20 protein-coding genes are annotated in these 24,774 nt (G+C 68.9%); 14 read left to right on the top strand and 6 right to left on the bottom strand.

Features of this window, described 5'->3' with window-relative positions:
- Positions 1–5: 5 nt before the first annotated feature.
- Together FHX32_RS26685 and dcm are read left to right on the top strand one after the other, a co-directional pair.
- Positions 6–2,078: an AIPR family protein gene (locus tag FHX32_RS26685; protein ID WP_167188842.1), complete on the top strand. Its 2,073-nt coding sequence runs from the start codon at positions 6–8 to the stop codon at positions 2,076–2,078.
- 397 nt (positions 2,079–2,475) lie between these two features.
- Entirely contained in the window at positions 2,476–4,434 is a 1,959-nt protein-coding gene (dcm, locus tag FHX32_RS26680; RefSeq protein WP_167188840.1) for a DNA cytosine methyltransferase, read from the top strand.
- Here the strand turns inward: dcm and FHX32_RS26675 are convergent.
- From FHX32_RS26675 to FHX32_RS26660, 4 genes are all read right to left on the bottom strand, one after another.
- Positions 4,424–5,740, bottom strand: a complete 1,317-nt coding sequence (locus tag FHX32_RS26675; RefSeq protein WP_486481330.1) for an ATP-binding protein — start codon at positions 5,738–5,740, stop codon at positions 4,424–4,426. The two genes, dcm and FHX32_RS26675, sit on opposite strands and share 11 nt — an antisense overlap.
- A gap of 388 nt (positions 5,741–6,128) precedes the next feature.
- Positions 6,129–6,662 carry a very short patch repair endonuclease gene (locus FHX32_RS26670; protein WP_167189295.1) on the bottom strand — a complete coding sequence of 178 codons (534 nt, stop codon included), beginning with the start codon at positions 6,660–6,662 and terminating at the stop codon, positions 6,129–6,131.
- Positions 6,663–6,729: 67 nt separating this feature from the next.
- Complete coding sequence (locus FHX32_RS26665; RefSeq protein WP_167188837.1) at positions 6,730–6,960, bottom strand: hypothetical protein; 231 nt, start codon at positions 6,958–6,960, stop codon at positions 6,730–6,732.
- Between the two features lie 228 nt (positions 6,961–7,188).
- Complete coding sequence (locus FHX32_RS26660) at positions 7,189–7,428, bottom strand: GntR family transcriptional regulator (RefSeq protein WP_167188834.1); 240 nt, start codon at positions 7,426–7,428, stop codon at positions 7,189–7,191.
- A gap of 326 nt (positions 7,429–7,754) precedes the next feature.
- On the opposite strand from FHX32_RS26660, the gene FHX32_RS26655 reads away from it, so the two are divergent.
- The 4 genes from FHX32_RS26655 to FHX32_RS26640 all read left to right on the top strand — a co-directional run bounded on the left by FHX32_RS26655 (position 7,755) and on the right by FHX32_RS26640 (position 9,635).
- Positions 7,755–8,548 (top strand): IS5 family transposase gene (locus tag FHX32_RS26655; RefSeq protein ID WP_167189292.1). Its coding sequence is split into 2 segments (ribosomal slippage): positions 7,755–8,091 and positions 8,091–8,548, totalling 795 coding nucleotides; the frame shifts between segments, so codons are not numbered across the junction.
- A gap of 158 nt (positions 8,549–8,706) precedes the next feature.
- Complete coding sequence (locus FHX32_RS26650) at positions 8,707–8,970, top strand: DivIVA domain-containing protein (RefSeq protein ID WP_167189289.1); 264 nt, start codon at positions 8,707–8,709, stop codon at positions 8,968–8,970.
- Positions 8,967–9,218: a hypothetical protein gene (locus FHX32_RS26645; protein WP_167188831.1), complete on the top strand. Its 252-nt coding sequence runs from the start codon at positions 8,967–8,969 to the stop codon at positions 9,216–9,218. Before FHX32_RS26650 ends, FHX32_RS26645 begins: the two co-directional genes overlap by 4 nt.
- Before the next feature lie 9 nt (positions 9,219–9,227).
- Positions 9,228–9,635 (top strand): GIY-YIG nuclease family protein, encoded by a 408-nt coding sequence (locus FHX32_RS26640; protein ID WP_167188828.1) that lies wholly within the window; start codon positions 9,228–9,230, stop codon positions 9,633–9,635.
- On the opposite strand, the gene FHX32_RS26635 is transcribed toward FHX32_RS26640, so the two are convergent.
- Together FHX32_RS26635 and FHX32_RS35440 are read right to left on the bottom strand one after the other, a co-directional pair.
- Positions 9,632–10,204, bottom strand: coding sequence for a GNAT family N-acetyltransferase (locus FHX32_RS26635; RefSeq protein WP_167188824.1), 573 nt, complete (start codon positions 10,202–10,204; stop codon positions 9,632–9,634). The genes FHX32_RS26640 and FHX32_RS26635 overlap by 4 nt on opposite strands.
- Positions 10,201–11,643, bottom strand: a complete 1,443-nt coding sequence (locus tag FHX32_RS35440) for a helix-turn-helix domain-containing protein (RefSeq protein ID WP_486481329.1) — start codon at positions 11,641–11,643, stop codon at positions 10,201–10,203. The genes FHX32_RS26635 and FHX32_RS35440 overlap by 4 nt, the downstream gene beginning before the upstream one ends.
- Before the next feature lie 198 nt (positions 11,644–11,841).
- On the opposite strand from FHX32_RS35440, the gene FHX32_RS26625 reads away from it, so the two are divergent.
- The 8 genes from FHX32_RS26625 to FHX32_RS26590 all read left to right on the top strand — a co-directional run bounded on the left by FHX32_RS26625 (position 11,842) and on the right by FHX32_RS26590 (position 24,578).
- Positions 11,842–12,315, top strand: coding sequence for a hypothetical protein (locus FHX32_RS26625; RefSeq protein ID WP_167188821.1), 474 nt, complete (start codon positions 11,842–11,844; stop codon positions 12,313–12,315).
- A gap of 63 nt (positions 12,316–12,378) precedes the next feature.
- Positions 12,379–13,176, top strand: a complete 798-nt coding sequence (locus FHX32_RS26620; RefSeq protein ID WP_167188818.1) for a hypothetical protein — start codon at positions 12,379–12,381, stop codon at positions 13,174–13,176.
- A gap of 177 nt (positions 13,177–13,353) precedes the next feature.
- The gene (locus FHX32_RS26615; RefSeq protein WP_167188815.1) at positions 13,354–13,608 is read left to right on the top strand and encodes a hypothetical protein; all 255 of its coding nucleotides are present in this window, start codon (positions 13,354–13,356) and stop codon (positions 13,606–13,608) included.
- Positions 13,605–13,850: a DivIVA domain-containing protein gene (locus FHX32_RS26610; RefSeq protein ID WP_167188812.1), complete on the top strand. Its 246-nt coding sequence runs from the start codon at positions 13,605–13,607 to the stop codon at positions 13,848–13,850. Before FHX32_RS26615 ends, FHX32_RS26610 begins: the two co-directional genes overlap by 4 nt.
- Complete coding sequence (locus tag FHX32_RS26605; protein ID WP_167188810.1) at positions 13,847–14,110, top strand: hypothetical protein; 264 nt, start codon at positions 13,847–13,849, stop codon at positions 14,108–14,110. The genes FHX32_RS26610 and FHX32_RS26605 overlap by 4 nt, the downstream gene beginning before the upstream one ends.
- 57 nt (positions 14,111–14,167) lie before the next feature.
- Positions 14,168–14,932 carry a DUF427 domain-containing protein gene (locus tag FHX32_RS26600; RefSeq protein WP_167188807.1) on the top strand — a complete coding sequence of 255 codons (765 nt, stop codon included), beginning with the start codon at positions 14,168–14,170 and terminating at the stop codon, positions 14,930–14,932.
- Positions 14,933–15,124: 192 nt separating this feature from the next.
- The gene (locus FHX32_RS26595) at positions 15,125–15,766 is read left to right on the top strand and encodes a hypothetical protein (RefSeq protein WP_167188804.1); all 642 of its coding nucleotides are present in this window, start codon (positions 15,125–15,127) and stop codon (positions 15,764–15,766) included.
- Positions 15,767–16,169: 403 nt separating this feature from the next.
- Positions 16,170–24,578 carry a DNRLRE domain-containing protein gene (locus FHX32_RS26590; protein WP_167188801.1) on the top strand — a complete coding sequence of 2,803 codons (8,409 nt, stop codon included), beginning with the start codon at positions 16,170–16,172 and terminating at the stop codon, positions 24,576–24,578.
- Positions 24,579–24,774 lie beyond the last annotated feature (196 nt).

The following is a 24,774-nucleotide window of genomic DNA, read 5'->3' as shown; positions in this document are numbered from 1 at the left end:
CATCGATGGACATCGCGGACTTTTACAAGGACCTCATGAACACCGTGGACACGCGGGCTGAGGTCGAGAACGACTACCGATCGACGGCGTTCCTTGCCGAGGTGTCCGATCGCTTGGCGGAAGCCGAGGAGGTCGAGCAGCTCACCGTTCTGCACTTCGTCGGCACCGGGGAGCGGAAACGAGCGGTCGCGGTGAACGGTTTCGACCTGACTGACCAGGACGGGTCGGTCGCTCTCGCGGTGTCAGTCTTCGCGGACTCCGACGAGCCGCTGACCCTGTCCACTGCCGACGCCCGCAGGGCGTTTCAGTCGCTCACCAACTATCTCGACGAGGCCGTCCGCGGCGTCTTTCAGGAGGGACGCGAGGAGAGCGGGCCCGAGTACCAGCTCGCCGAGGACCTCCGCATGCGTGGCCGCAATGTAACCCGCTACCGGATGTACCTCATCACCAACATGGAGATGAGCGGGCGCGCGAAGGCGTTCAACAGCTCAGAACGTGACGGAATCAGGATCGACTACCACATCTGGGACCTGCGCCGGCTGCTCCAGGTACATGAGTCCAGTCAGGGCCGCGAGGAGCTGGAGATTGACCTCTCGGAGTGGCTCCCGAGCGGGCTCGAGGCTCTGCGGACCTCCGAGACGGCCTCCGACGTCAAGACATACCTCACCGCTATCCCTGCCCGCGTGCTGGCGGACCTCTACGGGCGGTACGGAAGCCGGCTCTTGGAGGGCAACGTTCGCTCCTACCTGAGCACGGCCGGCAAGGTGAACAAGGGAATACGCTCGACAGTGCTGTCGGAGCCGGCACGGTTCCTCGCCTACAACAACGGCATCACAGCGACGGCTACCGACCTGGAGTGGACGGCCGACGGAAGATCGATCAAGACTATCCGCGACCTCCAGATCGTCAACGGCGGACAGACGACCGCGACGCTGTTCTACGTCCGCCGCGACAACAAGGATATCCCGCACTTCGAGGATGTCTTCGTACAGACGAAGCTTGTGGTGGTGCAGCCCGAACAAGCGGTCGAGATGGTCCCGCGCATCTCCCGTTACGCGAATAGCCAGAACAAGGTCAGTGAGGCGGACTTCTTCTCCAACAGCCCCTTCCACGTGAGGCTGGAGGACCTGTCGCGCCGGATTCTCGCGCCGGCACAGCCCGGTGTGAACTTCCAGACTAAGTGGTTTTACGAGCGCACCCGGGGCCAGTACGCCAACGAGCAACGCAAGCTCAGCGTCGCTGACGCCAAGAAGTTCGTTGCCCTGTTCCCTCGGGCGCAGGTCATCACCAAGACCGACGCGGCGAAGTACGAGGTGTCTTGGGCGAAGAAGCCCCATCTGGTGAGCGCCGGCGCCCAGCGTAACTTCCTAGCCTTCGCCGATCAGGTGGCAGCCCAGTGGGAGACCTCGGAGGCGAGCTTCAACGAGGTCTACTTCAAGCACCTCGTGGCGAAAGCGCTTCTCTACCACCGCATCCGCGCACTGGTCGCGAAGGCGAGCTGGTACCAGAGCGGCTACCTCGCGAACATCGTCACATACACGATGTCCAAGTTAGCGGTGATCGTCGAGACCCACGCGCCGGGTAAGTCGTTCGACTTCGACCTTATCTGGGCGCGGCAGGCAGTGTCACCTGCGGTTGAGGAGACCAGTCTCGTTGTGGCGAAGCAGGTCTTCGATCTACTTACCGATGAGCGCCGTCCCATCGTGAACGTGACGGAATGGGCCAAGCGGGAAGCGTGCTGGGAGTTGGTCCGGAAGGCGTCCGTGGACGTACCAGAAGCTTTCCTGGCAACCTTGGAATCTCGCGAGCGGGTGGCCCAACGCCGGGCCGACGCGGTCGCGGTTCAGAAGATCGATTCCGGGATCATGGCTCAGACCAGGGTGCTCCAGATGGGCGCGCCCACCTGGGAGTCGGTGCGGCGGTTCGTCGTGGCGCGGCGTCTTGCGTCACCCAGCCACCTCGGCATCCTGGACATCGCGACCGGGCGGAAGAGAGGGATCCCATCCGAGAAGCAGAGCGCTGTGTTGCTCGGCTTACTCAGGACCGCAGAGGAGAACGGCTTTGAGCTCGACCACTGATCGTCACGGCATGACTCTTCGCTCGGGGCCCGACCGACTGTGCTCACACGGACATGTTCAGGTCGGGTCCGATAATCCATGACGAGCAGGCCACAACTGCTTCAGGGATCGAAGCTCATTTGAGGATACGTACGCCCGACACCCGTACGCTCAACGGACACCGAGGCCTCCCGCAAATGTCGGCACTACCAGCGAGGCCCACCCTCGCCGGCAATGCACGTCAACTTGCGAGTGAGGCCCCGGCCCGGTCAAGCGGGCCGCTCATACCGTCTAGCCCAACGAGTCTCATCGAACCCGTCGGCCAAGCCGTCGCGGCAACGCCGGGCAGCCGACGTACGGCGTCGGGCCAAAGAGGTAACCTGCGCAGGGCGTTTGATCGATCGGGGAGGTAACACAGGTGACGGACGACACCGTCGACCGACGTCGGGCAGGCTACGGCGTCAAGCTCGTGCGCGGCCCGTTCGTCCGTCTTGCGCCACACCCCCAGGCGTGCGGGGACGACGACGAGTTCCTCCGTTTCGCCGCAGCTTGCCGTGAGCGGGGTGAGCGGCTGGCGGCGGACCTGTTCAGCGGTGCCGGTGGCCTGAGTCTCGGTCTCACCGAGGCCGGGTTCCGTGTGGTCCTGTCGGCCGACCGCGACCCCGAGTCCGTCGAGACACACCGACACCACTACCCGGGCCTGACCCTCGACTGCGACCTTGGAGAGTCTGCCAACGTCAGGCGGATCGCAGCCCTGGTCAAGGAGGCGGGAATCGAGCTGCTGGCCGGCGGCCCACCGTGCCAACCGTTTTCCCGGGCGGGCCGCTCACTCATCCGTCACCAGGTCCGCCACGGCCTTCGTCCGGCGCACGACGAACGCCGGGACCTCTGGCGCTCGTTCCTGGAGGTCATCCAGCTGGCCAGACCCGCCGCCGTGATCATGGAAAACGTCCCCGACATGGCACTCGATCGGGAGATGTTCATTCTCCGCACCATGGTGCACGAGCTGGAGTCGATCGGTTACGCGGTCGAGGAACGGGTCGTGGACACCCTTCGCTACGGCGTGCCCCAGTTCCGCCAACGGTTGATCCTGGTCGCACTGCGCGACGGAGTCGCCTTCGACTGGCCGCAGGAGGTACCGGACCGGGTGTCGGTGTGGAACGCGATCAGCGACCTACCCGAGGTCGAAGGCGGTTGGAGGCCCGAGGGTGGCGCCGACGGCTGGTCAGACTACGCCGGCCCCGCGTCTGCCTTCCAGAGGCAGATGCGTCAGGGTGTTGCACCGGCGGACGCGGGCAAGGTCTTCGACCACATCACCCGACCCGTACGCGAGGACGACCAGCGAGCCTTCGACATGATGGACGCCGGCACCCGGTACTCGGACCTACCGCAGGACGTCAAGCGCTATCGGGACGACATCTTCGACGACAAGTACAAGCGCCTGAGTGAGAACACCTACTCCCGCACCATCACCGCGCACATCGCCAAGGACGGCTACTGGTACATCCATCCCCGACAGGACCGCACACTGACCGTGCGTGAGGCCGCGCGGCTGCAGACCTTCCCCGACTGGTTCCGCTTCGCCGGTCCACCGTCGGCCGCGTTCCGTCAGATCGGCAACGCCGTACCCCCGGCGCTCGGCACTCAGCTCGGGCGCGCCGTGATGGCAGCGCTGGACGCCCTGAGGCCAACTCCGTACCGCAGCCGCGACATAGCCCAGGCCCTCGCCACCTGGTTCGACGACCTCGGCGAGCCGGCCCTGCCGTGGCTGCGCGCCCGGACGCGGTGGCAGGTCATCTCGGCGGAGATGCTCCTCGACCGGGCAGCACCCGAGCAGGTCCGAATCCTCTGGTCGCTGCTCGAACGATGGGAGCAGCCGCAGGACACCGTCGACGCCGGCGACGAACTCGTTGAGATCGGGCGGTGGATCAACCGCGAGCACCGCGCCGAGCGGCTGCTCGAACTGGCGCGCACCCTTACGTCGCAACCGGACCTGCTCGACGACGGCAAGATCCACAGCCTCCGCGGGGTCGACGCCTCGGTGATCGACCTCGCCGTCCTCGCGATCCCAACCAGCGACGAGGACAACGCGGAGGAACCCGTGCTCATCACCAAGGGCACTCACCGCGTCGCCGCCCGCTTCACCGGCGAGCACGTCGAACGCAGCCACAGGATGACCGCAGGGCGTCTGGCCGTCGCCCGAATGATCGGCGATGACACCGACGCGCGGCGTGCACACCTCGGCCTGATCGAGCTTGCCACCTCCGTCTGCCGCCCCACCGACCCTGCCTGCCCACGCTGCCCGCTCAACAAGGCATGCAGCGAGGCAGCCAAACGGGGGAGTCGGACCGAACGGCAGCCGGTGGTCAGTCCCTGAAGCCGAGCGCGGCGGCGACGTCAGGGGCTTCGGCCCGCAACCTCTCTCCGATGCGTTGCAGGGCCGCGTACTCACCCGCGCGCATAGCAGCGGCTCGTAGCGCCAAGCCGACAACCGGCATGGGCGGCGTCGCCCCAGACGCCTCGCTGCGAGACAGGGCGGCCAATTGCTCAGAGGCTACCCTCGGGCCCTCGGAGGCACCGCGCGAGTTCTTGCGGTAGGCGTCGTCCGCCCGCATACACAGCTCGTGCACCGGGCGTTCGAGCAGCTGACGCAACTGCGGCGGCATCGCCACCCTGATCTTCGCCACGTTGATGTTGAACACCACATCAAGATCCGTGTCGAAGTCCAGCGCCGCCCGCGCGAGCTTCGTGTGTTCGTCGATGCCCCGCATTCCGTTCCATCCGCCCCACTGGACCAGCCGCTGGGCACGGTAGACGTACAGGCCTTGCTGACGGTTCCAGTTCAGCGGGCCCGAGAGCCGCTCGAACTCCGCCTGCGACGTGAACTGGTCGCGGGACGGCAGGACGTACCGCTGCAATGACACCGTGCCGGTGGCCTCGCCGACGGTCACCTCGAAACGGAGCGGAGGCAGCACCTCCCGTGCTGGCTCGTCTGGGGCGAACGGGTTCCACGGCCGAACCTTCTCGCCGTTGACCGTGATCACGAGGCCACCGCCGACCTCGCCCTCGAGGAAGCGGTGGAAAACCGTACCCAGGTGGTCAGCCGTCCTGCTCGCCATTGCTTCCAACCGGCGACGCGCCCAACCACCCTCCGGCTTACGTTCGGGCAGAACCCGGTCGAGTCCGCGCCAGAGCACCACGGTGCCCCCCGTGTCCGCCACCGTCTCGCGGGCCTTGACGACCTGCTCGTCGTTCGCCGGTTCGGCGACGACCCAGTCATCCACCTCGGCGATGAGATCGAGATCGATCATCCGCGACACGATGCGGGCCGTGGCCGCCCTCCTGCGACTGACCACCGTCAGGGACCGGCACTGCGACAGAGATGCGGTCTTCAACCCCAGCCCGTACCGGCCGAGGTCGCCGCGACCGTAGTCGCGCCGGCTGCCGTAGCGCAGCGCCTCCAACAGGCCGTTGGCGCTCATACCCTCGCCGTCGTCGGCGATCATCACCCACGAGTCGGAACCGTCAAACACGATGTCGATCTCGACGCGATTCGCGCCCGCGGCGACACTGTTGTCTACCACGTCGGCCACGGCGGTCGGAAAGTCGTAACCGATGTCGCGCAACGAGTCGGTCAACCGCGCAGCAGATGGCGCCACGCTGTACAGGTTCCGAGCGCTCACGACGCCTCCTCCGGTCGAAAACGATGACGGGGACCAGGATGTCATACTCTCCCGCCAGCCACACAGTCGGACGCACACCAGTTCGACGGCAACCAACCCGTGACCGGGCAGTCGTACGTGCGGCCGCCAGCCATCCGGGCTCGGACCAGCCTCCGGGGCCATGGATTGGCCACAGCCCATTCGACGCGTAACGGCGGGTCCAACCGGGCGGCGGACCAAGGACAGAAGCGGGCCGTAGGGGGACCGGGGCGCACGCCGCAGACCCTAGGACGGGGGTACGACCGGCGCGATGGGTCGAACGACCAAGTCTGACGTACCTCGCGACGGCCCTAACCGGCTCGCCGCGCTGCAGCGGTGCACTTCCCGGCTCACGGGCGGCGGCAGGGGGTTAGTCAGGGGCGGAACGCCGGCCGGGTGAACGGCGGGCGACCGAACCCGCAGGAAGGGTGTCCGCACATGACGAGTCACGCACCACATCAGCAACCCGGCGTGCCGCCTCACCTGCCTCTCGGCGCACCTCGCACTCCCACACCCTGACCACTCGCCAGCCGGCTCCGACCAACTCGTTGTCTACCCGCTGGTCACGCTGCCTGTTCGTCTCGATCTTCGCCGCCCACCTGTCTGCGTTGGGACCCCGAAACCGGGATGGCCCGTGCTGCGGACATCCGTGCCAGAAGCACCCGTCGACGAACACCGCGACGCGCGGGCTCGGAAACGCGAGGTCCGGCCGGCACCGGTTGAACAGGGTTCGCCCCAAGCGATATCGAAGGCCGAGAGCGTGCACGGCGCGGCGCAACGCGACCTCGGGTGCGGTGTCCCGTGTGCGGCGGCCCCGCAGGTGGCTTCCCCCGGTCGTAGCCACCCAGGGGCTTCCCGAAGCGCCACCCGGCGCCGGGGAACCACCATCGCCGTGGTTCGTCATCACACCCCCAGCCTGACTAGATCCGCACCGGCGGCTTTCACCTCGCCGCGTCACCACCTCGACTTCGTCAGAGATCGTGCCCCGTCGCCCGACGGTGGTGAAAAGTCTCGTGCCGCCACCAGCCATCGACAATCTCGCACCTCGCATGCGTCGTGTGCGCATCGCCGCCGTCGCTCTCGCCGGGCTCCGGCGTGGCTGTCACGGGCGCGGTGCCTGCGTCCACGACGGCTGCCGGGATCCCGTCGAAGGCGACAGCATAATTGCAGCTCACTTTCGCACCGGCATCGGACAGCTTCACGAAGCGGCAACTCCGTGCTTCGCTCTACAACGACGGCCAGCGGCGAACGCGACCTCCGCGAGCGGGTGGTCGGGCGTGACCCATCTGGAAGGGGTGCCCGCTGTGCCATGCCGCCTCCCGCCGCTGGTGCAGCTCGTCCGCAGGGTGACCTGGTACGCCGCCCCCGAACGTCGATCACCTCGTTGAGGCCGGTACCGAGAGCACCTTCGATGCTGTCGGAGCCTTCCACTAGCTGTCTCGTTCGGCCACGAAGACGCCGAGCCCTTGATGGCCGTACAGCTCGCCTGTCTCGATGAGGATCGTGATGGCTTGGCGGACGGTCGTCTGGCTGCCGACCTCGTACATGTCGGCGAGTGCCTTGGTGGACGGCAGCTTGTAGCCGGGTGGCCACTCGCCGGAGGCGATACGCCCTCTGATGTCGGCGATGATCCGTCGGTAGTGCGGCTCGAACTTTCGTGGTGCGGGCATGCGAAGTACTCCCAGCTAGGCCCACACATCTGATCACGGCAGTCGGGAGAACTTCAAGGGCATCGTTGACTTTACCGATAATGACGGTAAGGTACGAAGACGAGGAAACGCCCCAGCTAGGCACTGCGGTGGCTCCTTCGTCGGAGCAGCGCCCATGCAGCCGGATAGCCCGAGTCTGCGCTGGCCAGCACGCTGCTCCGACGCCACAAACCTTCGGCCGCACGCTGCGCTTAGAGGTCCTAACAAAATGATCTCCGGGTCTTTCATCCCTTGTAGAGGGTGATCTACGATGCCGTGCCGTGAGGCGTGGCGAGCAGCCGCCGTGGATCGTGCCGGACGGGCTGTGGCAGCGCATCGAGCCGCTGCTGCCCAAACCTGAGCGCAATCCACTGCACCCGGGACGCAAGCGGATCCCGGACCGGCAGGTGCTGTGCGAGATCTTGTTCGTGCTGCACACCGGCATCCAGTGGGAGTTCCTGCCCCAACAACTGGGGTTCGGGTCCGGAATGACCTGCTGGCGGCGGCTGGAGGAGTGGAACCGGGCCGGGGTGTGGCAGCGGCTGCACGAGCTGCTGCTGGCCGAACTCCAGGCAGCCGGCAAGCTCGACTGGTCCCGCGCCGTGATCGACTCCTCCCACGTGCGGGCCGCCCGACGTGGCCCAAAAGCGGCCCGAGCCCGGTCGACCGCGCCCGCCCGGGCTCGACGCACCACGTCCTGACCGAGGGCGCCGGCATCCCCTTGGCCGTGTCGCTGACCGGCGGCAACCGCCACGACGTCACCCAACTGCTCCCGCTGATCGACAAGATCCCACCGGTACGAAGCCGTCGTGGCCGACCGCGTCGGCGCCCCGACCAGCTGTTCGCCGACCGCGCCTACGACCACGACAAGTACCGCCGGGCGGTACGGGCCAAGGGCATTCGCCCGCGCATCGCCCGTCGAGGTCAACCGCACGGCTCGGGTCTGGGAGTGGTCCGGTGGGTAGCTGAGCGCACGATCGCCTGGTACCACGGCATGAAACGACTACGCATCCGATGGGAACGCCGCGACGACATCCACGAAGCCTTCCTCACCCTCGCCACCTGCATCATCACGTACCGACACGTCGTACGACTTTGTTAGGACCTCTTAGCCGGCTCACGGGGGCAGCGGCGGGAAGCAGGCAGGCCCGGGGCGGGTGCTGGGCTCCGGTCGGTACGGACGCGCGGTCGTACCGACCGTCCCCGCCCGCCTCGGTGCCACGTCAAGCAGAGCATGGGAGGGACATGGAGGCCGCAGCAATGATCTACGTGACCGGGGAGCGCCTGTACCCGCACCACGTCCGAGCCGCCGCCTTCGACACCCGCTGGCGCGGTCTCGACCCGCACCAGGTGCACGACTACCTCAACCGGGTAGCCGACGAACTCGACCGCCTGCACCGCGAGCTGACCACCGCGAACACTGAGGCGGAACGCATCCGCCAGGCGCTGCGGCAGTGGCAGTCCCGCCACACCGGCTGCCGTCACACCGCTCCCGGTTCACCGAACAGCCGGTGGCTGCGATGACCGTACCCCGCTGGGTCATCCACCTGCCCACCACGCTGACCAGCCTCGATGGCGCGATCAGCCTCGCCACGGCACTGCGCGACTCACTCGCCCACGTCACCGTCATCGATTTCGGTGAGACCACGCTCAGCGAGGAGGACCGCCAGTTCCTGCGTACCCGGATCTGGTGCGACGCCAGGCTCGACGGCGGCGGCCGGTGCCGGCGCCGCGACGACCACGACGGGCCGTGCGGGGCCGCGGGGGAGTAGCCTCCGGGGATGCCCGACCCCTTGATCGGCGATCTGCTGGCCGGTTTCACGGCTGCACGGCGGTGCACGATGGAGGCTGCCACCGACGCTCCTCGCGCGCCCGGCGTGCACGTGGTCCTCGACGGCGGCACGGTCATCTACGTCGGCCGGACCGGGAACCTGCGCAACCGCCTCCGGCAACACCTCACCGGCAACCGGGGGTCGTCGGTGCTGCACGAGCAGGTCGGCCAGCTCCTCGACAAGCAGGGCCCCGTGGCAACAGCGAAGGACATTGCCGGCTGGCTGGGTCGCTGCGAGGTCCGCTGGCCGGAGACCGACAACCCGGAGGGTACGAAGGAAGCCCTGGTCCTGGCCCTCAAGCCCCGCTTCAACCGGCAAGTGCCGAAGCCGCGTCGCCCCAGCGCCGCAGCAGGTTAGGGACGGCGCACGGCATTCGGGCGCTTGGCCGAGAGCTCGCTAACGAGAACCATGAACATCGGGGCGCCCTCCCATGCTGGCTTGAGCCGTGCGACGCACTGCCATCCCCACGATTCGTAGGCGCGACGCGCGATGGTGTTGTCGGGGCGTACGAGTAGCGTGGCTCGTTCCTCGGTCCGGCTGCTCATCAGCTCGTCATGCAGGGCCCGGGCTATGCCTCGTCGCTGCCATGCGCGCCGCACCAGCAACTCGCTGACGGCGAAGGTGCGGCGGCCGGTCTCCTCGGTGAACCCGGCCGGGACCGGCTCCTGGATGCCATCCCACCACCGGGTGTCCGGCGCCAGCGGGAACCCGTAGATGTATCCCACCAGCTCGTCGTCGGCTGTCGCCGCCACCAGCTCCCAGCCAGGCCTTGGCATGTGCGCGGCGAGCTGCCGTCGGTAGCGCTCGGTGGTGTAGAGCGGGCCGCCATTGGCGTGGGCGTCCAGGTACACGTCTACGAGCTGATCCACCAGCTCATGACCTTCCGCTGCGGTGTAGTGCTGCAGCCGCAGGTTCTCTTGGGTCACGCCAGCGTTCCGTCGTAGGCGTCGACAAACGCGCGGGCCTGCGGCAGCGAACGGCCGGCGCCTGCGAGAGCGGATCGTACCTCGGTGAGCAGCCGCGTCACTCGTCCCGATCGCACCCGTCCCACCTCCGGTAGAGCCTTCAGTCCGGCCTGCGCCGCACCCTCAAAGTCGCGCTGTCGGCTCGCCGCGCGGGCGAGCTGGACCGTGTAGTACAGCTGGTTCCGTCGATGTGCGTCAGCAGGCGCAGTCGTAATCGATCGGAAGCAGTTAGCGGCCCGGTCCGCTCGGTCAAGGGCAAGGTAAGAAAGCCCTTGAATGCCGGTGACCTCCTGGGGCGTCACGAACGAGATGAATGGCAGGTCGTCCTCGTGCTTGCCACCGTCGGAGGCCCGCCGGGCTCTCGTCATCTCGCGCTCGAAGCTGGGTGCGTCTCCGAGCGTTGCGTGAGCGTACGCGGCTCGCAGGTGTAGCAGCGTGCTCAGTCTGGGCGTTGCCCATCCAGCAGATGCGCGCAGTGCTGCCTCGGCGCAGTGAACTGCTTCGCTGGGCCGTTCTTCCCGCAGGAGCAACGACATACAGGCGAGCGCTCGTACCTCAACGCGGGAGTCGTCCGCGATGCGGGCGCGGGCGATGGCTTCGTTCAGGTAGGGCTGTGCCTCCGCCCGGCGGTCCGCGTCGATGGCGAGCCAAGCTGCTTGGATTGCGAGATCCGCTAGAGCGCTCTGAAGCGCATCGCCTACCGACCGGCCGTAGGACGCCTTGGCCGCCCAGGTCGACAACTGGTCGTGCACGTGGATCGCGATATCGCACAGGGCTTCGGCGCCCATTGCTGCATCCGCCTTGCGGAACTCCTCGACAAGGGCTGAGGCGTATTGCACCTGCTCCATGCCGATGCTCGCTGGGGCACCGGTCGGCGGCGCAAGTATGTCGAGGCGGCCGGTCGCCTGAAGGCCAGCCAAGGCGGCAAGCGCGTGAAACTGTCGGCGGTTCGTGGTGCCACCTTCTTCAAGAGCCTTGCGTGTCGTCTCGACGACTCCGGCGACCGCCGCAGGGGGTCGACCGGGGAGCGCGAACCAGAGCACAGGCGGCGGTATTCCTAGCCGCAGCGCCCAGTGCGCCAGCCGGTCCAGGTGCACCAGCGGTGGGCCGTTTTCGACGCGGCTGAGCTGCGCCTGCGTGATTCCCAGCCATCCCGCCACGACGGTCTGCGGTAGCGCATTCCGTCCGTGGTAGGGGTGGTGTCGGTACGCCTTGATCACCCGCCCGAGATGCCGTTCCGCCAGCGCGAGCCGTACCGGCTCGTGCTCCCAGAACGATGCAGGCACGACGGGCGGCGCGCTCAGCCGGTCGCGCTCGGCGGCCTGGCAGGGCGTGCAGCGTCCGCTGTCGTTGTCGCGGGCGATGCGTCCCCCGCAGCGGGGGCAGTTCGCAGGTGTCACCGGCAACCTCGCCGTTCGCGGGCGGCTGTGTCCATTGCGCTCTGTTGAGCCTAACCATTCAAACCGTTCCGCGGGCTCGCGGTATGCGTCCCGCGTATATCGACAATTCTCGCCGCGTCATGCGGGCAGCCGGCGGTCCTTCGCAGCCTCGAAGCGGGGCCGGCGACAAGCCGCCGTACCGCTGACGGAAGGAGCAGGATGCTCACCATCGACCGGATCAACACCGGCCGGGCGCTCGTCTCCGACGAACTGTTCGCCCAACTGACCGCCCGCATCGCCCGCGACCATCCCGAGCTGGCGCAGGACCTACCGGCCCGGATCATGGACCAGGCCCTCGCCTTCCTCGCCGCCTGCGCCACCGCCACCGAACCGCTCGGCCCGAGCGACCTCGTGGACATTGGCTGGCACACCTTCATCCTGCACACCCTCGAGTACGCTGACTTCTGTCAGCGTATTGCCGGCCGGTTCATCCACCACCAGCCCGAGCCTGCTCCGGACGAGCCACGCCCCTCCGCGCCCGAGCCGATCGGCGCGCCGATCTCCCGGACGGTCGCCGCCATCACCGCCGCCGGCTTGGCCCTCGACCACGAGCTCTGGGGTGGCCCGGCCGCCGACTGCAACTCGAAGTGCACTCAGTGCCACGCCGGCTGCACCGACAGCCCGACTCGATAGGCAACCCACCAGCGGTCCCGGGCATACACTGCCCGGGACCGCTCGCCGTCGGGAGGCCACCGCATGCCGCGCCGCCACCACTGGCACGAGCTTCCCGACGTGGTACGCCGGCAGGTCGAACACCTCACCGGCACCGTCCACGCCGCGTACTCGATCCCAACCGGCGCGTCCTGCGACCTCGCGGCAGTCCTGGACACCGACACTTGCCGTATCTTCTGCAAGGGCGGCGAGACCGACAGCCCGAGCGCCTGGCTCTTCCGCAACGAGGCCCGCGTCAATCCACACCTGCCCGAGGTGGTGCCCCGCCTTCGCTGGACGATCGAGGAGGAGGGCTGGCTGCTCCTCGGGTTCGAGTACGCCGCCGGCCGCCACCCCGATCTGGCCCCCGGATCGCCCGACCTGCTCCCGGTGGCACAGCTGCTGAGCGCACTGAGCTGTCAACTGACCCCGGCTCCGCCCATCCCTGTGCAGCGGTTCGCCGACCGTTGGCGGGACCTCATCGCCCCCGAACTGGTCGACGGCGACACGCTCCTGCACACCGATATGACGCCGCGGAACTTCCTCCTCGGCGACCGGCTGCGGCTCGTCGACTGGTCCAGCCCGGCGCGCGGCGCGGCGTGGATCGACACCGCCTTCATGTTGGTACGCCTCATTCGTGTCGGCCACGAACCGGCCGCCGCCGAGGCGTGGGCCCGGCAGGTCCCTGCGTGGGCGCAGGCACCCGACGAGGCGGTGAACGCCTTCGCTGACGGGCTGGTAGGCCTCTGGGAGCGCAAACAGCAGGTGGCGCCCGGTCCCCACCACGGACCGCTCCTGAACGCCGCGCGTCACTGGCGGACCCACCGGGAGAGCAGTCGGTAGACGGCCCACATACGGACCGTGCATATCACCTAGTTCGCGCACGTCATACGGCCTGCCGCACTGATCTACAACCCTGCGATGGAGGCCCGGGGCGGGTGCTGGGCTCCGGCGGCGTCGACCCGAACGACGAGCGCCGTCCCCGCCCGCCCCGGTGCCCTACCAATGCGAGGGAGGGACATGGATTCGATCGACGAGGTGCTCGGCGAGTTGCCGCTGCCGCCGTACGTGACCGCCGAGGACGTCGGCTTCGCCGTCAAGGCGCTGACCGTACACGCCGCCGAGCAGTGGCCGGACGGCCCGCGCTGCCGCAACGACCGCGCACCGCACCCGTGCCGGCTGCACCGCTGGGGCCAGCGGGTCCTCGATCAGCGTGGCCTCACCGACCGGCAGGTCCAGGCGCTGATCGCCGAGCAGGAGGCACCGCACCGATGATCTACATGACCGGCGAGCGCCTGCTGCCGCACCACGTCCGCGCCGCCGCCTTCGACACCCGCTTGCGCGGCCTCGACCCCGCCCAGGTCCACGCCTACCTGAACCAACTCGCCGACGAACTCGACCGCCTGCACCGCGACCTGGCCACCGCCAACACCGAGGCCGAGCGCATCCGCCAGGCGCTGCGGCAATGGCAGTCCCGCCACCACGGCTGCCACGCCATGAGCAGGTGGCCAACGTGACCGCACCCCGTTGGGTCATCCACCTGCCCACCACCCTGACCAGCCTCGACGCCACGATCGAGCTGGCGGTCGCGCTGCGCGACTCGCTGGGCCACGTCACCGCCGTCGACTTCGGTGAGACCACCCTCAGCGAAGAGGACCGTCAGTTTCTGCGTACCCGGATCTGGTGTGACGCCAGGGTCGACGGGCCCCGCCGCTGCCGGCGTCGCGACGCCCACGACGGCCCCTGCGCAACCACCGAGGACGCCGTCGATTCGTAGCCGCCGCGCTGATCGTTGAACCAGTGCCCGACCGTCAGCGGCAGTGCAGGAGGACACGTGCCGGGTTATCCGAAGGCGAACGTCCCGGTCGACCACGTCGAGCCGGTGCCGCGCCGGATCCGCGCCTTCCTCGCCGGGGAGCAGGTGCTGGACACGACGCTGGCGCGGTACGTGTGGGAGTGGCCGTTCTACCCGCAGTACTACATCCCGGCCGTCGACGTGGATCGCGGCCTGCTGGTCGATGAGCAGCGCACGGAGGAGTCGTCCCGCGGCGCGGCGCGGCTGCACGGGCTGCGGGTGGGCGAGACGATCCGTCATTCGTGCGCGCGCTGGTACGGCGACGACGCGCTGCCGACGCTCGCCGACACGATCCGGTTCGACTGGGCGGCGATGGACAGCTGGTTCGAGGAGGACGAGGAGGTCTTCGTGCACCCCCGCAACCCGTACGCCCGGGTCGACGCGCTGCGGTCCAGCCGCCGCGTGCGGGTGGAGCTGGACGGGGTCGTGCTGGCCGAGTCGGCCGCGCCGGTGCTGGTGTTCGAGACGGGCCTGCCGACCCGCTACTACCTGAACCGCACCGACGTGGACTTCAGCCACCTGGTCCCGTCGCAGACGCGGACCGCCTGCCCGTACAAGGGCCGGACCAGCGACTACTGGTCCGTCCGCGTCGGCGACACCGTCCACCCGAACCTGGCCTGGTCGTACACCTTCCCCACCGGGGCGCTGCTGCCGATCGCCGGCCTGGTCGCCTTCTACAACGAGAAGGTCGACCTGATCGTCGACGGCGAGCGGATCAGCCGGCCGAAGACCCACTTCTCCTGACCCGCGCCGCGCCGTACCGGTGGCGGCGGCTCGCCGCAAAGACGCACGGCACTCAGCCGACTACTTGACGTAGTCGGTTTGGAGATAATGCCTGATCGGCTGACTACTTAGCGTGAGCGCGTCATCGACAAAACTCCGCAGTGGTCGGCCCGACCGGGCAGCGCCGCGGAGCGTGACAGACAGGAGAGTCACATGTCAGCTCAGCGAGCCTCCCGCCGGTTCGGGCCCCGCGCGCTCAGCCTCATCGCCGGCGTCGCCGTGGCCGCGGCGGTGGTCGTCCCGGCCGCCCCGGCATCCGCCGCGGTCCCCGGCCTGGTCCACGTCTCCACGACCAGCGCCAGCAATTCCACCGACTTCCGCAGCGTCACCGCCACCTGCCCGGCCGGCAAGGTGCTGACCGGCGCGGGCTACGAGATCACCGGGGCGACCGGTGAAGCGGTCGTCGACGACTTCCGACCAAACGGCGGCGCGGCCACCGCGCCGACCGCTGTCACGGTCGGGGCGTACGAGGCGGAGGCGTTCGCCGGCAACTGGTCGGTCACCGCGTACGCGATCTGCGCCAACCCGGTCGCCGGCCTGGTGCGGGTGTCGGCGACCAGTGCCAGCAATTCCACCGACTTCCGCAGCGTCACCGCGACCTGCCCGGCCGGCAAGGTGCTCACCGGCGCCGGCTACGAGCTGACCGGCGTCACCGGCGAGGCGGTCGTGGACGACTTCCGCCCCAACGGGGGCCCGGCCACCGCACCGACCTCGGTCTTCTCCGGCGCGTATGAGGAGGACGCGTTCGCCGGCAACTGGACGAACACCGGGTACGCCATCTGCGCGACCGCCTGACCGTGATCGGGTAGCCGGGGAGTCGGCCGGTGGGGGCCAGGTGCGCCCACCGGCCGTCCGGTCGCGGGGCGGGCCGGCAGCCTGGGCGCCCGCCTCCGCTCGGGGCGGCTAGTTCCGCCGGTCAGCCCGGTCGGTCGGCGTAACGGAACCGGCCGAGCCGACGCTCACCTTGACGAGATTGCTGTGCGTACCGGCGCCGTTGCCCTGCGAAGGCCCGCCGGGTGCGTCCTGCCGTTGCAGGACGCAAGTTGCCTGCAACACATTGTCATACTCAAGTATTTACATCTATCGATGTAGCCCCGTACGATCGCAGCGTTTGCCCAGCTTGGTCATCGGGGGTTGATCAATGCGCTCGTCGCTGTCGGAATCCGTTCGTACTCTGTGGAACTCGCTGATCCGGACCGTGCGGCGGCGACGCGGCGCCAGCCGGTCCCGCCGTGGCATCGCCGCCGTGCTGGCCTGCCTGCTGGTGCTGTCCCTGTTGCCGGCGTCGTCGGTGGTCGGGCCGCCCGGCGGCACCGGCAATCCCGTCTCCTGGCTGGCCTCCCGCCTCAACGGGCTGAAGGACGTGCTCACCGGCAGCGGTCCGGAGGACCGCCAGGGCGAGCTGCGGGCCGGCCCCAACTGGGCGCCGCCGGGGCGAGCGGCCCTGGTGGCCCAGGAGAAGCCCAAGCCGCCGGGCAAACGGGTCAAGGAGATCACCAGAGAGCGCACCGCGACGCGGACGGTCTACCAGCTCGATGACGGGCGGTTGCAGACCGAGCTCGCCAGCGTGCCGGTGCGCTACCGGGATCACTCAGGGGCGTGGCGGGACATCGACACCCGCGTCGCGCCGGTCCGGGACGCCGGATACGTCTACGGCAACGACGGGACCGGCTTCGCCACCCGGTTCGGTGACCGGTCCGACGCGCTGCTCAAGGTCCAGCTCGGCGACCGCTGGCTGACCATCGGGGTGGCCGGGCCGGCCCGGCGGGTCAGCCCGACCGTCCAGGGCTCCACCGTGACGTACGCCGGGATGTGGGACGGCGCGGACCTCGTCTACGACGTCACCCCCACCGGGGTGAAGGAGTCCATCGTCCTGTCGAAGGCGCCGGCCGCCGCGCCGTCCTACGACTTCGCCCTGCGCACCGCGGGGCTGACCACGCAGACGCTGCCGGACGGATCAATCGGCTTCTTCGCCACCGGCAAGCAGGCCACCGGCTCGCCGGTCTTCACCTTCCCGAAGCCCTTCATGATCGACGCCAGGTCGGACGCCGCGTCCCCGCACGGGCACGCCCACTCGGACAAGGTGGCGATGACCACCACCGGGTCCGGCGCGACCAGCACGATCAGCCTCAAGCCGGATCAGGGTTGGCTGGCGGCCGAGGAGCGGCGGTACCCGGTCGTGCTGGACCCGACGATCAGCGTGCAGCCGGACGTCACCACCGCCCGGGACGCGATGATCGTCTCGTACGGGGCCACCAGCAACTACGAGGGCGACCCGCGGCTCGGCGTCGGCGTCGACCAGTGGGGCAAGGTCCGCAGCCTGCTGGCGTTCGACCTGACCGGGGTGGTCCCGGCCGGGACTCCGGTCGACGCGGCGGACCTCTCCCTCTACTGGGACAACACAGTGCTGGCCGGCACCAGCGCCAGCACCCCGGTCGGGCTGGAGGCCCGCGCGGTCACCCAGGCGTGGACGCCGTCCACGGTGACCTGGAACTCGATCAACGCCGCGATGGGGGACCTGGCCGGCACCGCCACCTACCAGTCGAGCCAGACCAACTCGTGGACCAGTTTCCCGGTGACCGGCATGGTCCGGGAATGGGTGGCCGGGACCCGGCCGAACCACGGGTTCATGCTCAAGGCCGCCAACGAGGCGCAGGTCGCCGGCGGGCCGATCTTCTGGGCCGGCGAGTTCCCGGTGGCACCAGCCGGTGCGTGGCCGACCTACACCACCCGGACCGCGCCGAAGCTCACCCTCACCTTCGGGTTGCCGGCGGTGACCCTGGCCGACGTGCAGACGGTTCGCGCAACCGGTGCCGAGCTCTCCTGGGCGGAGTACGTGGACCCGTCCACCGCGTCCGGCGACGACCTGGTCGAGTACCAGGTGCACCGGGGCGGCACCGCCGACTTCGCGCCCGCCGCGGCGACCCTGGTCGCGCCCGTGCCCGCCGGCACCACGTCGTACGCCGACAGCACCGCGACCCCGGACACCACGCTGTACTACCGGGTGGTCGTGGTCCGCAAGGACGGGCAGCGGTCGACCTCCCGGGCGGTGGCGGTGCAGACGCCGCCGGCCGGCTACGTCGACGCGATGCTGCCCACCGTGGCGGACACGACGCTGACCGCCTGCCAGTACACCCAGCCGCACGACCTGCTCAACGGCCGGCCGATGGTGGGTGTCGGGTACGTGCCCGGCGGCGCCGGCATCACCCGGGCGCTGCTGAAGTGGGACATCTCCCAGATCCCGGCGACCGCGCGGATCACCCAGGCCGAGGGGCGCCTGTGGCGCACCCTGCACAACGGCAACGCCGCCTACTTCGCCACGCACGCGGTGACCCGCCCGTGGGACGAGGCCACCGCCACCTGGCTGAACGCCACCGCCAGCACCCGGTGGACCTACGCCGGCGGGGACGCGGTGTCCGCGCCGATCCAGGTGGTCGGGTTGGGCCCGACCCTCAACTCGGTGTGGGTCAACTTCGACCTGACCTCCCAGGTGCAGGCCTGGCGGACCAATCCCGCCACCAACCACGGCATCCTGGTGCGGGTCACCCAGGAGCCGAACAAGGCCTGCCCGGGCAACGGTGAAGGTGCCACGTTCGTGTCCGCCGAGGGCGCCGAGCCGTCGGTGCAGCCCCGGCTGCACGTCCGGTACACCGACACCACCGTCACGTACCACGCGGCGGCCACCCCGCCCCGGCTGAACCCGGGCGAGACCGTGACGGTGCCGGTGACCGTCACCAACACCACCTCCGAGACCTGGCCGGCGTCGTCCACCCGACTGGGCTACTGGTGGAAGAACCCGGACGGGACGGACGCCAGCACCCCTGACAACCAGCTGCTCAGCACGCTCCCGGCGGACCTCGCGGCCGGGCAGACCGTCACCGTCAACGCGCAGGTGAAGGCCCCCGCCCTGTCCGGCGTCGGCAACAAGGCCGAGGCGTACACGTTGGCCTGGGACCTCTACGACACGAGCACCAACAACTGGAAGTCCGCCTCCAGCCAACTGCCGCAGCTACCACAGCAGATCCGGGTCGAGGACCCCACCAGCGACCTGCTCGGCCTGGAGAAGTTCTACGCCTACACCGGCAAGAGCACCGGCGGTGGCGGCACCCTGATGACCAACCTGTACGCGGGCAACACGGTCTGGTCGTACAACGCCTTCAGCAACCCGTCGCGCGGTCCGCAGACGTTCGTCCGGATGAACTACAACAGCCTGGACACCTCGGCGTCGTCGATGGGCTTCGGCTGGTCGCTGCAGACCTCCACCATCCAACGGTTGGGCTCGCAACTCTCGTTCCACCCGCCGGGTCAGAAGTGGCCGAGCCAGGTCCGGCTGACCGACGGTGACGGCACGACCAACGTGTGGGTGCTCGACACCCACGGCCGGGACGTCAAGGACTGCACCCCGTCGACCTGTGACTACACCCATCCGCGCGGCGTGCACCTGTACCTGCAGCAGACCGGCTCCGGCGACGCGACCCGCGCCTGGGTGTTCACCAAGCCGGACCGGACCCAGTTCTTCTTCGACGAGGACGGCTTCCAGTCGGCGATCGTGGACAAGAACGGCAACACGATGTCGTTCGTCTACGAGCGGCGCAAGTCCAACAACAAGCCGACCAAGTTCCTGCGGTACATCACCGACGCCACCGGCCGGCGCACGCTGACCCTCGACTACTACGACAAGGGCGACAGCTACCGCTACATCGACGACGACACCTGGCAGGAGGTCGCCGCCGACAACCTGACCAACCCGTTCATCATCGACAACGTCAGGTCGGTGACGGACATCGCCGGCCGGACGATCACCTTCACGTATACCGGCAAGGGCCTGATGGCCAAGATGGTCGACGGCGCCGGCTCCGAGCAGCCCAAGGTGTTCGGTTTCCGGTATGACGCGACCCAGGGCAACAAGAACGTCAAGCTGATCAAGGTCACCGATCCGCGCAACCACGACACCCACCTGAGCTACTACACCGCCCCGGTGGACCCGCAGAACAAGTGGAAGCTGCAGGACCTGACCGACCGGATCGACGGGGTCACGCACTTCGACTACGTCGACCCGGACGGCCCGCAGGGCGGGAAGATCCACGCCACCGCCACCGACCCGCTCCAGCACGACACCCGGTTCGTGCTGGACGCGTACGGGCGGCCGGAGTCGGTCACCAACGCGAAGAACCAGAGTGTCGCGGTCCAGTGGGACGGTGACCACAACGTCACCCGGCTGACCGACGCCAAGGGCGGCTACCAGACCTGGGACTACGACCCGAAGACCGGCTACCCGCTGACGGTCAGGACCGCCGAGGCGAACAAGAACGGCTGGCCCGGCACCACGCTGAGCTACCGGACCAGCCTCAACGGGTACGTCGCCGACCTGATCGAGAAGTCCTCGCCGGAGGGTCGCACCTGGCGCTTCGACTACGACATCAAGGGCAACCTGCGCACGGTCACCGACCCGGTGGGCACCACCACGGCCGACCCGGTGGACTACACGACCAGCTACGACTACGACAGCGCCGGTCAGCTGACCCGGGTGACCGACGCGAACGGGCACACCACCGACCACGACCTGTTCGACCCGAACGGCTACCCGCGCACCATCACCGACCACCTGGGCAACGTCACCACGTTCGGCTACGACGCGCGGGGGCGCGTCACCCAGGTGACCGACGCGCTGGGCACGAAGACCACCCAGACGTACGACGTCTTCGGCCGGCCGCTGGAGCGCACGGTCCCCAAGGACCAGGACGCCGGCGACGTGATCACCACGCCGGCGCCGGAGTACGACCCGAACGACAACATCCTGAAGGCGTTCGCGCCGAACGGCACGGTAAGCGAGGCCGAGTTCGACGCGGCGGACCGGGTGACGTTCATCCTCGCCCCGAAGGACGAGCCGGACGACCCGGAACGGAAGACCTCGTACACCTACGACGCGGTCGGCAACCAGCTGACGGTCACCGAGCCGAAGGGCAACCTCACCCCGACCGCCGGGGACTACACCACCACCAACACCTACAACGAGATCTACCAGCTGGTGACGGTGACCAGCGCCAACGGCGACAAGATCACCTCCAGCTACGACGAGGTCGGCAACATCACGATGGTGGTGGACCCGCGGAAGAACGCCACCGCGGACCCGGACGACTTCACCGAGAAGCGCGCCTACGACCTGGACCACCGGATCACCACCGTCACCGACGCGGCCGGCCACACCAGGTCGACCGAGTACGACCGGGACGGCCTGGCGGTCGCGACGGTCGACCAGGAGGGCAACCGCTCGACCGTCCGCTACAACGAGCGCGGCGACGTGATCGAGCAGAAGGTGCCGTACCGGAATGACAACGGCACCATCGTCCACAACACCACGCAGTACCACTACGACGAGGTCGGCAACCGCACCAAGGTGGTCACGCCCCGCGGCGTCGCCACGGCGACCGCCGACGACTTCACCTACCAGACCGTCTACGACGAGTTGAACCGGGTCAAGGAGCAGTGGACCGCCTACGACCCGAACGACTCCCGGTACAACAAGCCGGACAAGACGATCTACGAGTACGACCCGGTGGGCCGGCTGGCGACGGTGTCCGCGCCGCCGTCCAGCGGTGAGTCCGTGCGCAACGACACCACCTACACCTACTGGGACAACGGCTGGACGAAGTCGACCACCGACCCGTGGGACATCGTCACCACCTACGACTACAACCTGCTCGGGCAGCAGACCGAGAACACGCTCACCTCGGCGGGCGGGTCGGTGTCCCGGACGATGCGGTGGGACTTCTACCCCAGCGGCAACCTGAAGGCCCGCAGCGACGAGGGCGTTCCGGTCGGCCAGCAGGCCGTGCTGGTGGACAACTCCGACTTCAACAACACCAGCAGCGCCGGCACCTGGCCCGCGGCCACCGCCGGCACCTTCCAGGGGTACGACTACCGGACCAACGGCGCGGGCACCGGGGCGGAGACCTTCACCTGGGACCTCGTCATCCCGCAGGACGGCGACTACGACGTCTACGTCCGGTACCCGGCCGTCTCGGGGGCCGCGTCCGACGCCCCGGTCACCGTCGACCACGCCGGCGGCTCCGCCACCACGCGGGTCGACCAGACCGCCGGGGCCGGCACCTGGGTGAAGGTGGGCCGGTACGGGTTCAGCGCGGCCGGCACCAACCAGAAGGTCACCCTGACCGACGACGCGAACGGCACGGTCGTCGCCGACGCGGTCAAGCTGGTCCGCGACAACAGCGCGGACGTCGACAACGAGAAGAAGAACTTCACCTACCGGTACGACCCGAACGGCAACCTGGTCGAGGTCACCGACCTGAGCCCGGACGCCCGCGTCGACAGCTACGTCACCAGCTACGACGGGCTGAACCGGGTGTCCACGGTAGAGGAACTGGTCGACGGCGGCGTGCGGAACCGCACCGCCTTCACGTACGACCCGAACGCCAACGTCGAGACCCGCACCCACGACGCCACCTGGTCGCAATTCGAGTACGACGTCCGGGACCTGTTGAGCACGGTGACCAACGCCGCCTCCGCGTCGGCCGCCGACAAGCGGGTCACCACGTACCGCCACACCCCGCGGGGTCAGGTGGAGCACCAGGTCAAGCCGAACGGAAACACCGTCGACTTCGACTACTACCTGAACGGCGCGATCCGGCACCAGGTGGAGAAGCGGGCCGGCGGAGCGGTCGTCGCCGAGCACACCCTGGAGTACACGGCCAACGGTGATCCCGCCAGGGACGTGGCCCGGGTGATGAACGCCGATGACAGCACGGCGTACGTCGACAACACCTACACCTTCACCTACGACCCGCAGGACCGGATCGCCCGGGTCGACAAGACCGGGGCCAACCCGACCGTCGAGTCGTACGTCCACGACGCCAACAGCAACGTCATCACCCAGACGGTCAAGGACGTCACCACCAACCACAACTACGACCGCAACCGGCTGATGACCTCCACCGCCGTGGGTGGGCTGACGTCGAAGTACAACTACGACCCGCTGGGCCGGCTGGACACCGTCTCCACCGGCGGGCAGGTCACCGAGAAGTACCGCTACGACGGGTTCGACCGGATCGCCGAGCTCCGCTCGGGGGCCGGGAGCGCCGCGAAGACCACCCGGTACGTCTACGACCCGTTCGACCGCACCGCCGCCCAGACCACCAACGCCGGCGGGACGGGCGAGAAGACCACCACCTTCACCTACCTCGGCACCTCGGGTGACGTGCTGTACGAGGAGGTCGCCGGCAAGGTCACCAAGTCGTACGAGTACTCCGCCTGGGGGAAGAAGCTCACCCAGCTGAAGAAGAAGGACGACGGCGCGACGGAGATCTCCCACTACACGTACCACCCGAAGGGTGACGTGGAGGCGATCACCAAGCACGAGGACGGCACCACCCGGGCCACCTACGGCTACACCGCCTACGGAGACAACGACGACAACAAGTTCACCGGCGCCGACAAGCCCGACGCGCAGAACCCGGACGCCGAGCCGTACAACGCGTACCGGTTCAACGGTCACCGCTGGGACCAGGCGTCCGGCACGTACGACATGGGGTTCCGCAACTACGACCCCGGCCTGAACCGCTTCCTCAGCCGCGACATGTACAACGGGGCGCTCGACGACCTGACCCTGGCGATCGACCCGTTCAGCGGCAGCCGGTACGCCTTCGCCGGCGGAAACCCGATCTCCAACGTCGAACTCGACGGGCACGGGTTCTTCGACTCGGTGAAGAGCTTCGCCTCGGGCGTGGTCGACCACATCAAGGAAGACCCGCTGCAGTTCCTCGGCGAGGTCGCGGTCGGCGTGGGGGTGGCCCTCGCGGTGGGCGCCGTCTGCTCCACCGGCGTCGGCTGCGTGATCCTCGCCGGGGCGGCGGCCGGGGCGGCGAGCGCGGCCTACGGCTACGGCACCGACGTGGCCCAGGGCGAGCACTCCTGGGACTGGGGCGACTTCGGCAAGAACGTGCTGATCGGTGGCGTCGTCGGCGCGGCCACGGCCGGCATCGGCAAGGGCATCAAGGGCGGCTGGAACAAGATTCGCGGTAAGGGCGGCAACCCGTCGGCCCCGCCCGCGCAGGGAACGCCCGCGCCGCACGCCGGAGCGCCGGAGCCCACCTCGGCCCCGGCACCGCCCGCGGCGGCTCCAGCTCCGGCCCCGGCCCGGCCGGCCACCGTCCCGTCCACCCGGGGCACCGCGGGTAACAAGCCCCCGGTGGTCGAGGTGCAGCCACCGTCGCCCGGTCTGACGCAGGCCGAGAGCCTCGCCCAGTTGGAGCGCCGGCTTCCCGCCTTCGCGCTGTTCAGCCGGACGGCGGCCACGTCGAGCCGGACCTACGTGGGCGCGCTGAACACCCGGACCGGGCAGACCGCCCTCGCCTCCTCGGGCGGGATGCCGGGGTGCAGCGCCTACTGCGCCGAAGGAAACGCCCTGTTGGCACTGGGCGGGAACCCGAGTGAGGTCCTCTTCACCGGAGCCGTCACCGTCCGGAGGAGCGCGCAGGGCGCGTTGGAGGCCGTGCCGATGCCAGTCTGCGTCAAGTGCCAGCTCGACTATCCGAGGTCCAACTTCCTGCCCGGGGTCCGCGGTGCCCCCGGTGGATCCTGGGGAGACTGAGATCCGACGTATCGAGCGGTAGCGGGTCCGCCCGGCGGCGGCCCTGCCCGGTCCCTCCGACATCGAGTCGGAAGGCAACCGGCGGGGCCGCCGCCGCGGCGGTGAACGCCACCGGAACCGCTGACGGCTGCGGGCCCGGCGCAGGGCACGCCGTCGACGGTCGGGTCGTGCGAGGATGCCGACCGGTGTCGAAGAG

The organism is Micromonospora sp. CNZ280 (assembly GCF_011759515.1).
This window is presented reverse-complemented; position numbering and strand designations above follow the sequence as displayed.

Coding starts and splice junctions, on each gene's coding strand:
- FHX32_RS26615 (WP_167188815.1), top strand. CDS start 13,354: ATGGATTCGATCGACGAGGTGCTCGGCGAGTTGCCGCTGCCGCCGTAC.
- FHX32_RS26650 (WP_167189289.1), top strand. CDS start 8,707: ATGATCTACGTGACCGGGGAGCGCCTGTACCCGCACCACGTCCGAGCC.
- FHX32_RS26595 (WP_167188804.1), top strand. CDS start 15,125: ATGTCAGCTCAGCGAGCCTCCCGCCGGTTCGGGCCCCGCGCGCTCAGC.
- FHX32_RS26670 (WP_167189295.1), bottom strand. CDS start 6,662: ATGACGAACCACGGCGATGGTGGTTCCCCGGCGCCGGGTGGCGCTTCG.
- FHX32_RS26685 (WP_167188842.1), top strand. CDS start 6: ATGGACATCGCGGACTTTTACAAGGACCTCATGAACACCGTGGACACG.
- FHX32_RS26660 (WP_167188834.1), bottom strand. CDS start 7,428: ATGCCCGCACCACGAAAGTTCGAGCCGCACTACCGACGGATCATCGCC.
- FHX32_RS26620 (WP_167188818.1), top strand. CDS start 12,379: ATGCCGCGCCGCCACCACTGGCACGAGCTTCCCGACGTGGTACGCCGG.
- FHX32_RS26625 (WP_167188821.1), top strand. CDS start 11,842: ATGCTCACCATCGACCGGATCAACACCGGCCGGGCGCTCGTCTCCGAC.
- FHX32_RS26645 (WP_167188831.1), top strand. CDS start 8,967: ATGACCGTACCCCGCTGGGTCATCCACCTGCCCACCACGCTGACCAGC.
- FHX32_RS26640 (WP_167188828.1), top strand. CDS start 9,228: ATGCCCGACCCCTTGATCGGCGATCTGCTGGCCGGTTTCACGGCTGCA.
- FHX32_RS26610 (WP_167188812.1), top strand. CDS start 13,605: ATGATCTACATGACCGGCGAGCGCCTGCTGCCGCACCACGTCCGCGCC.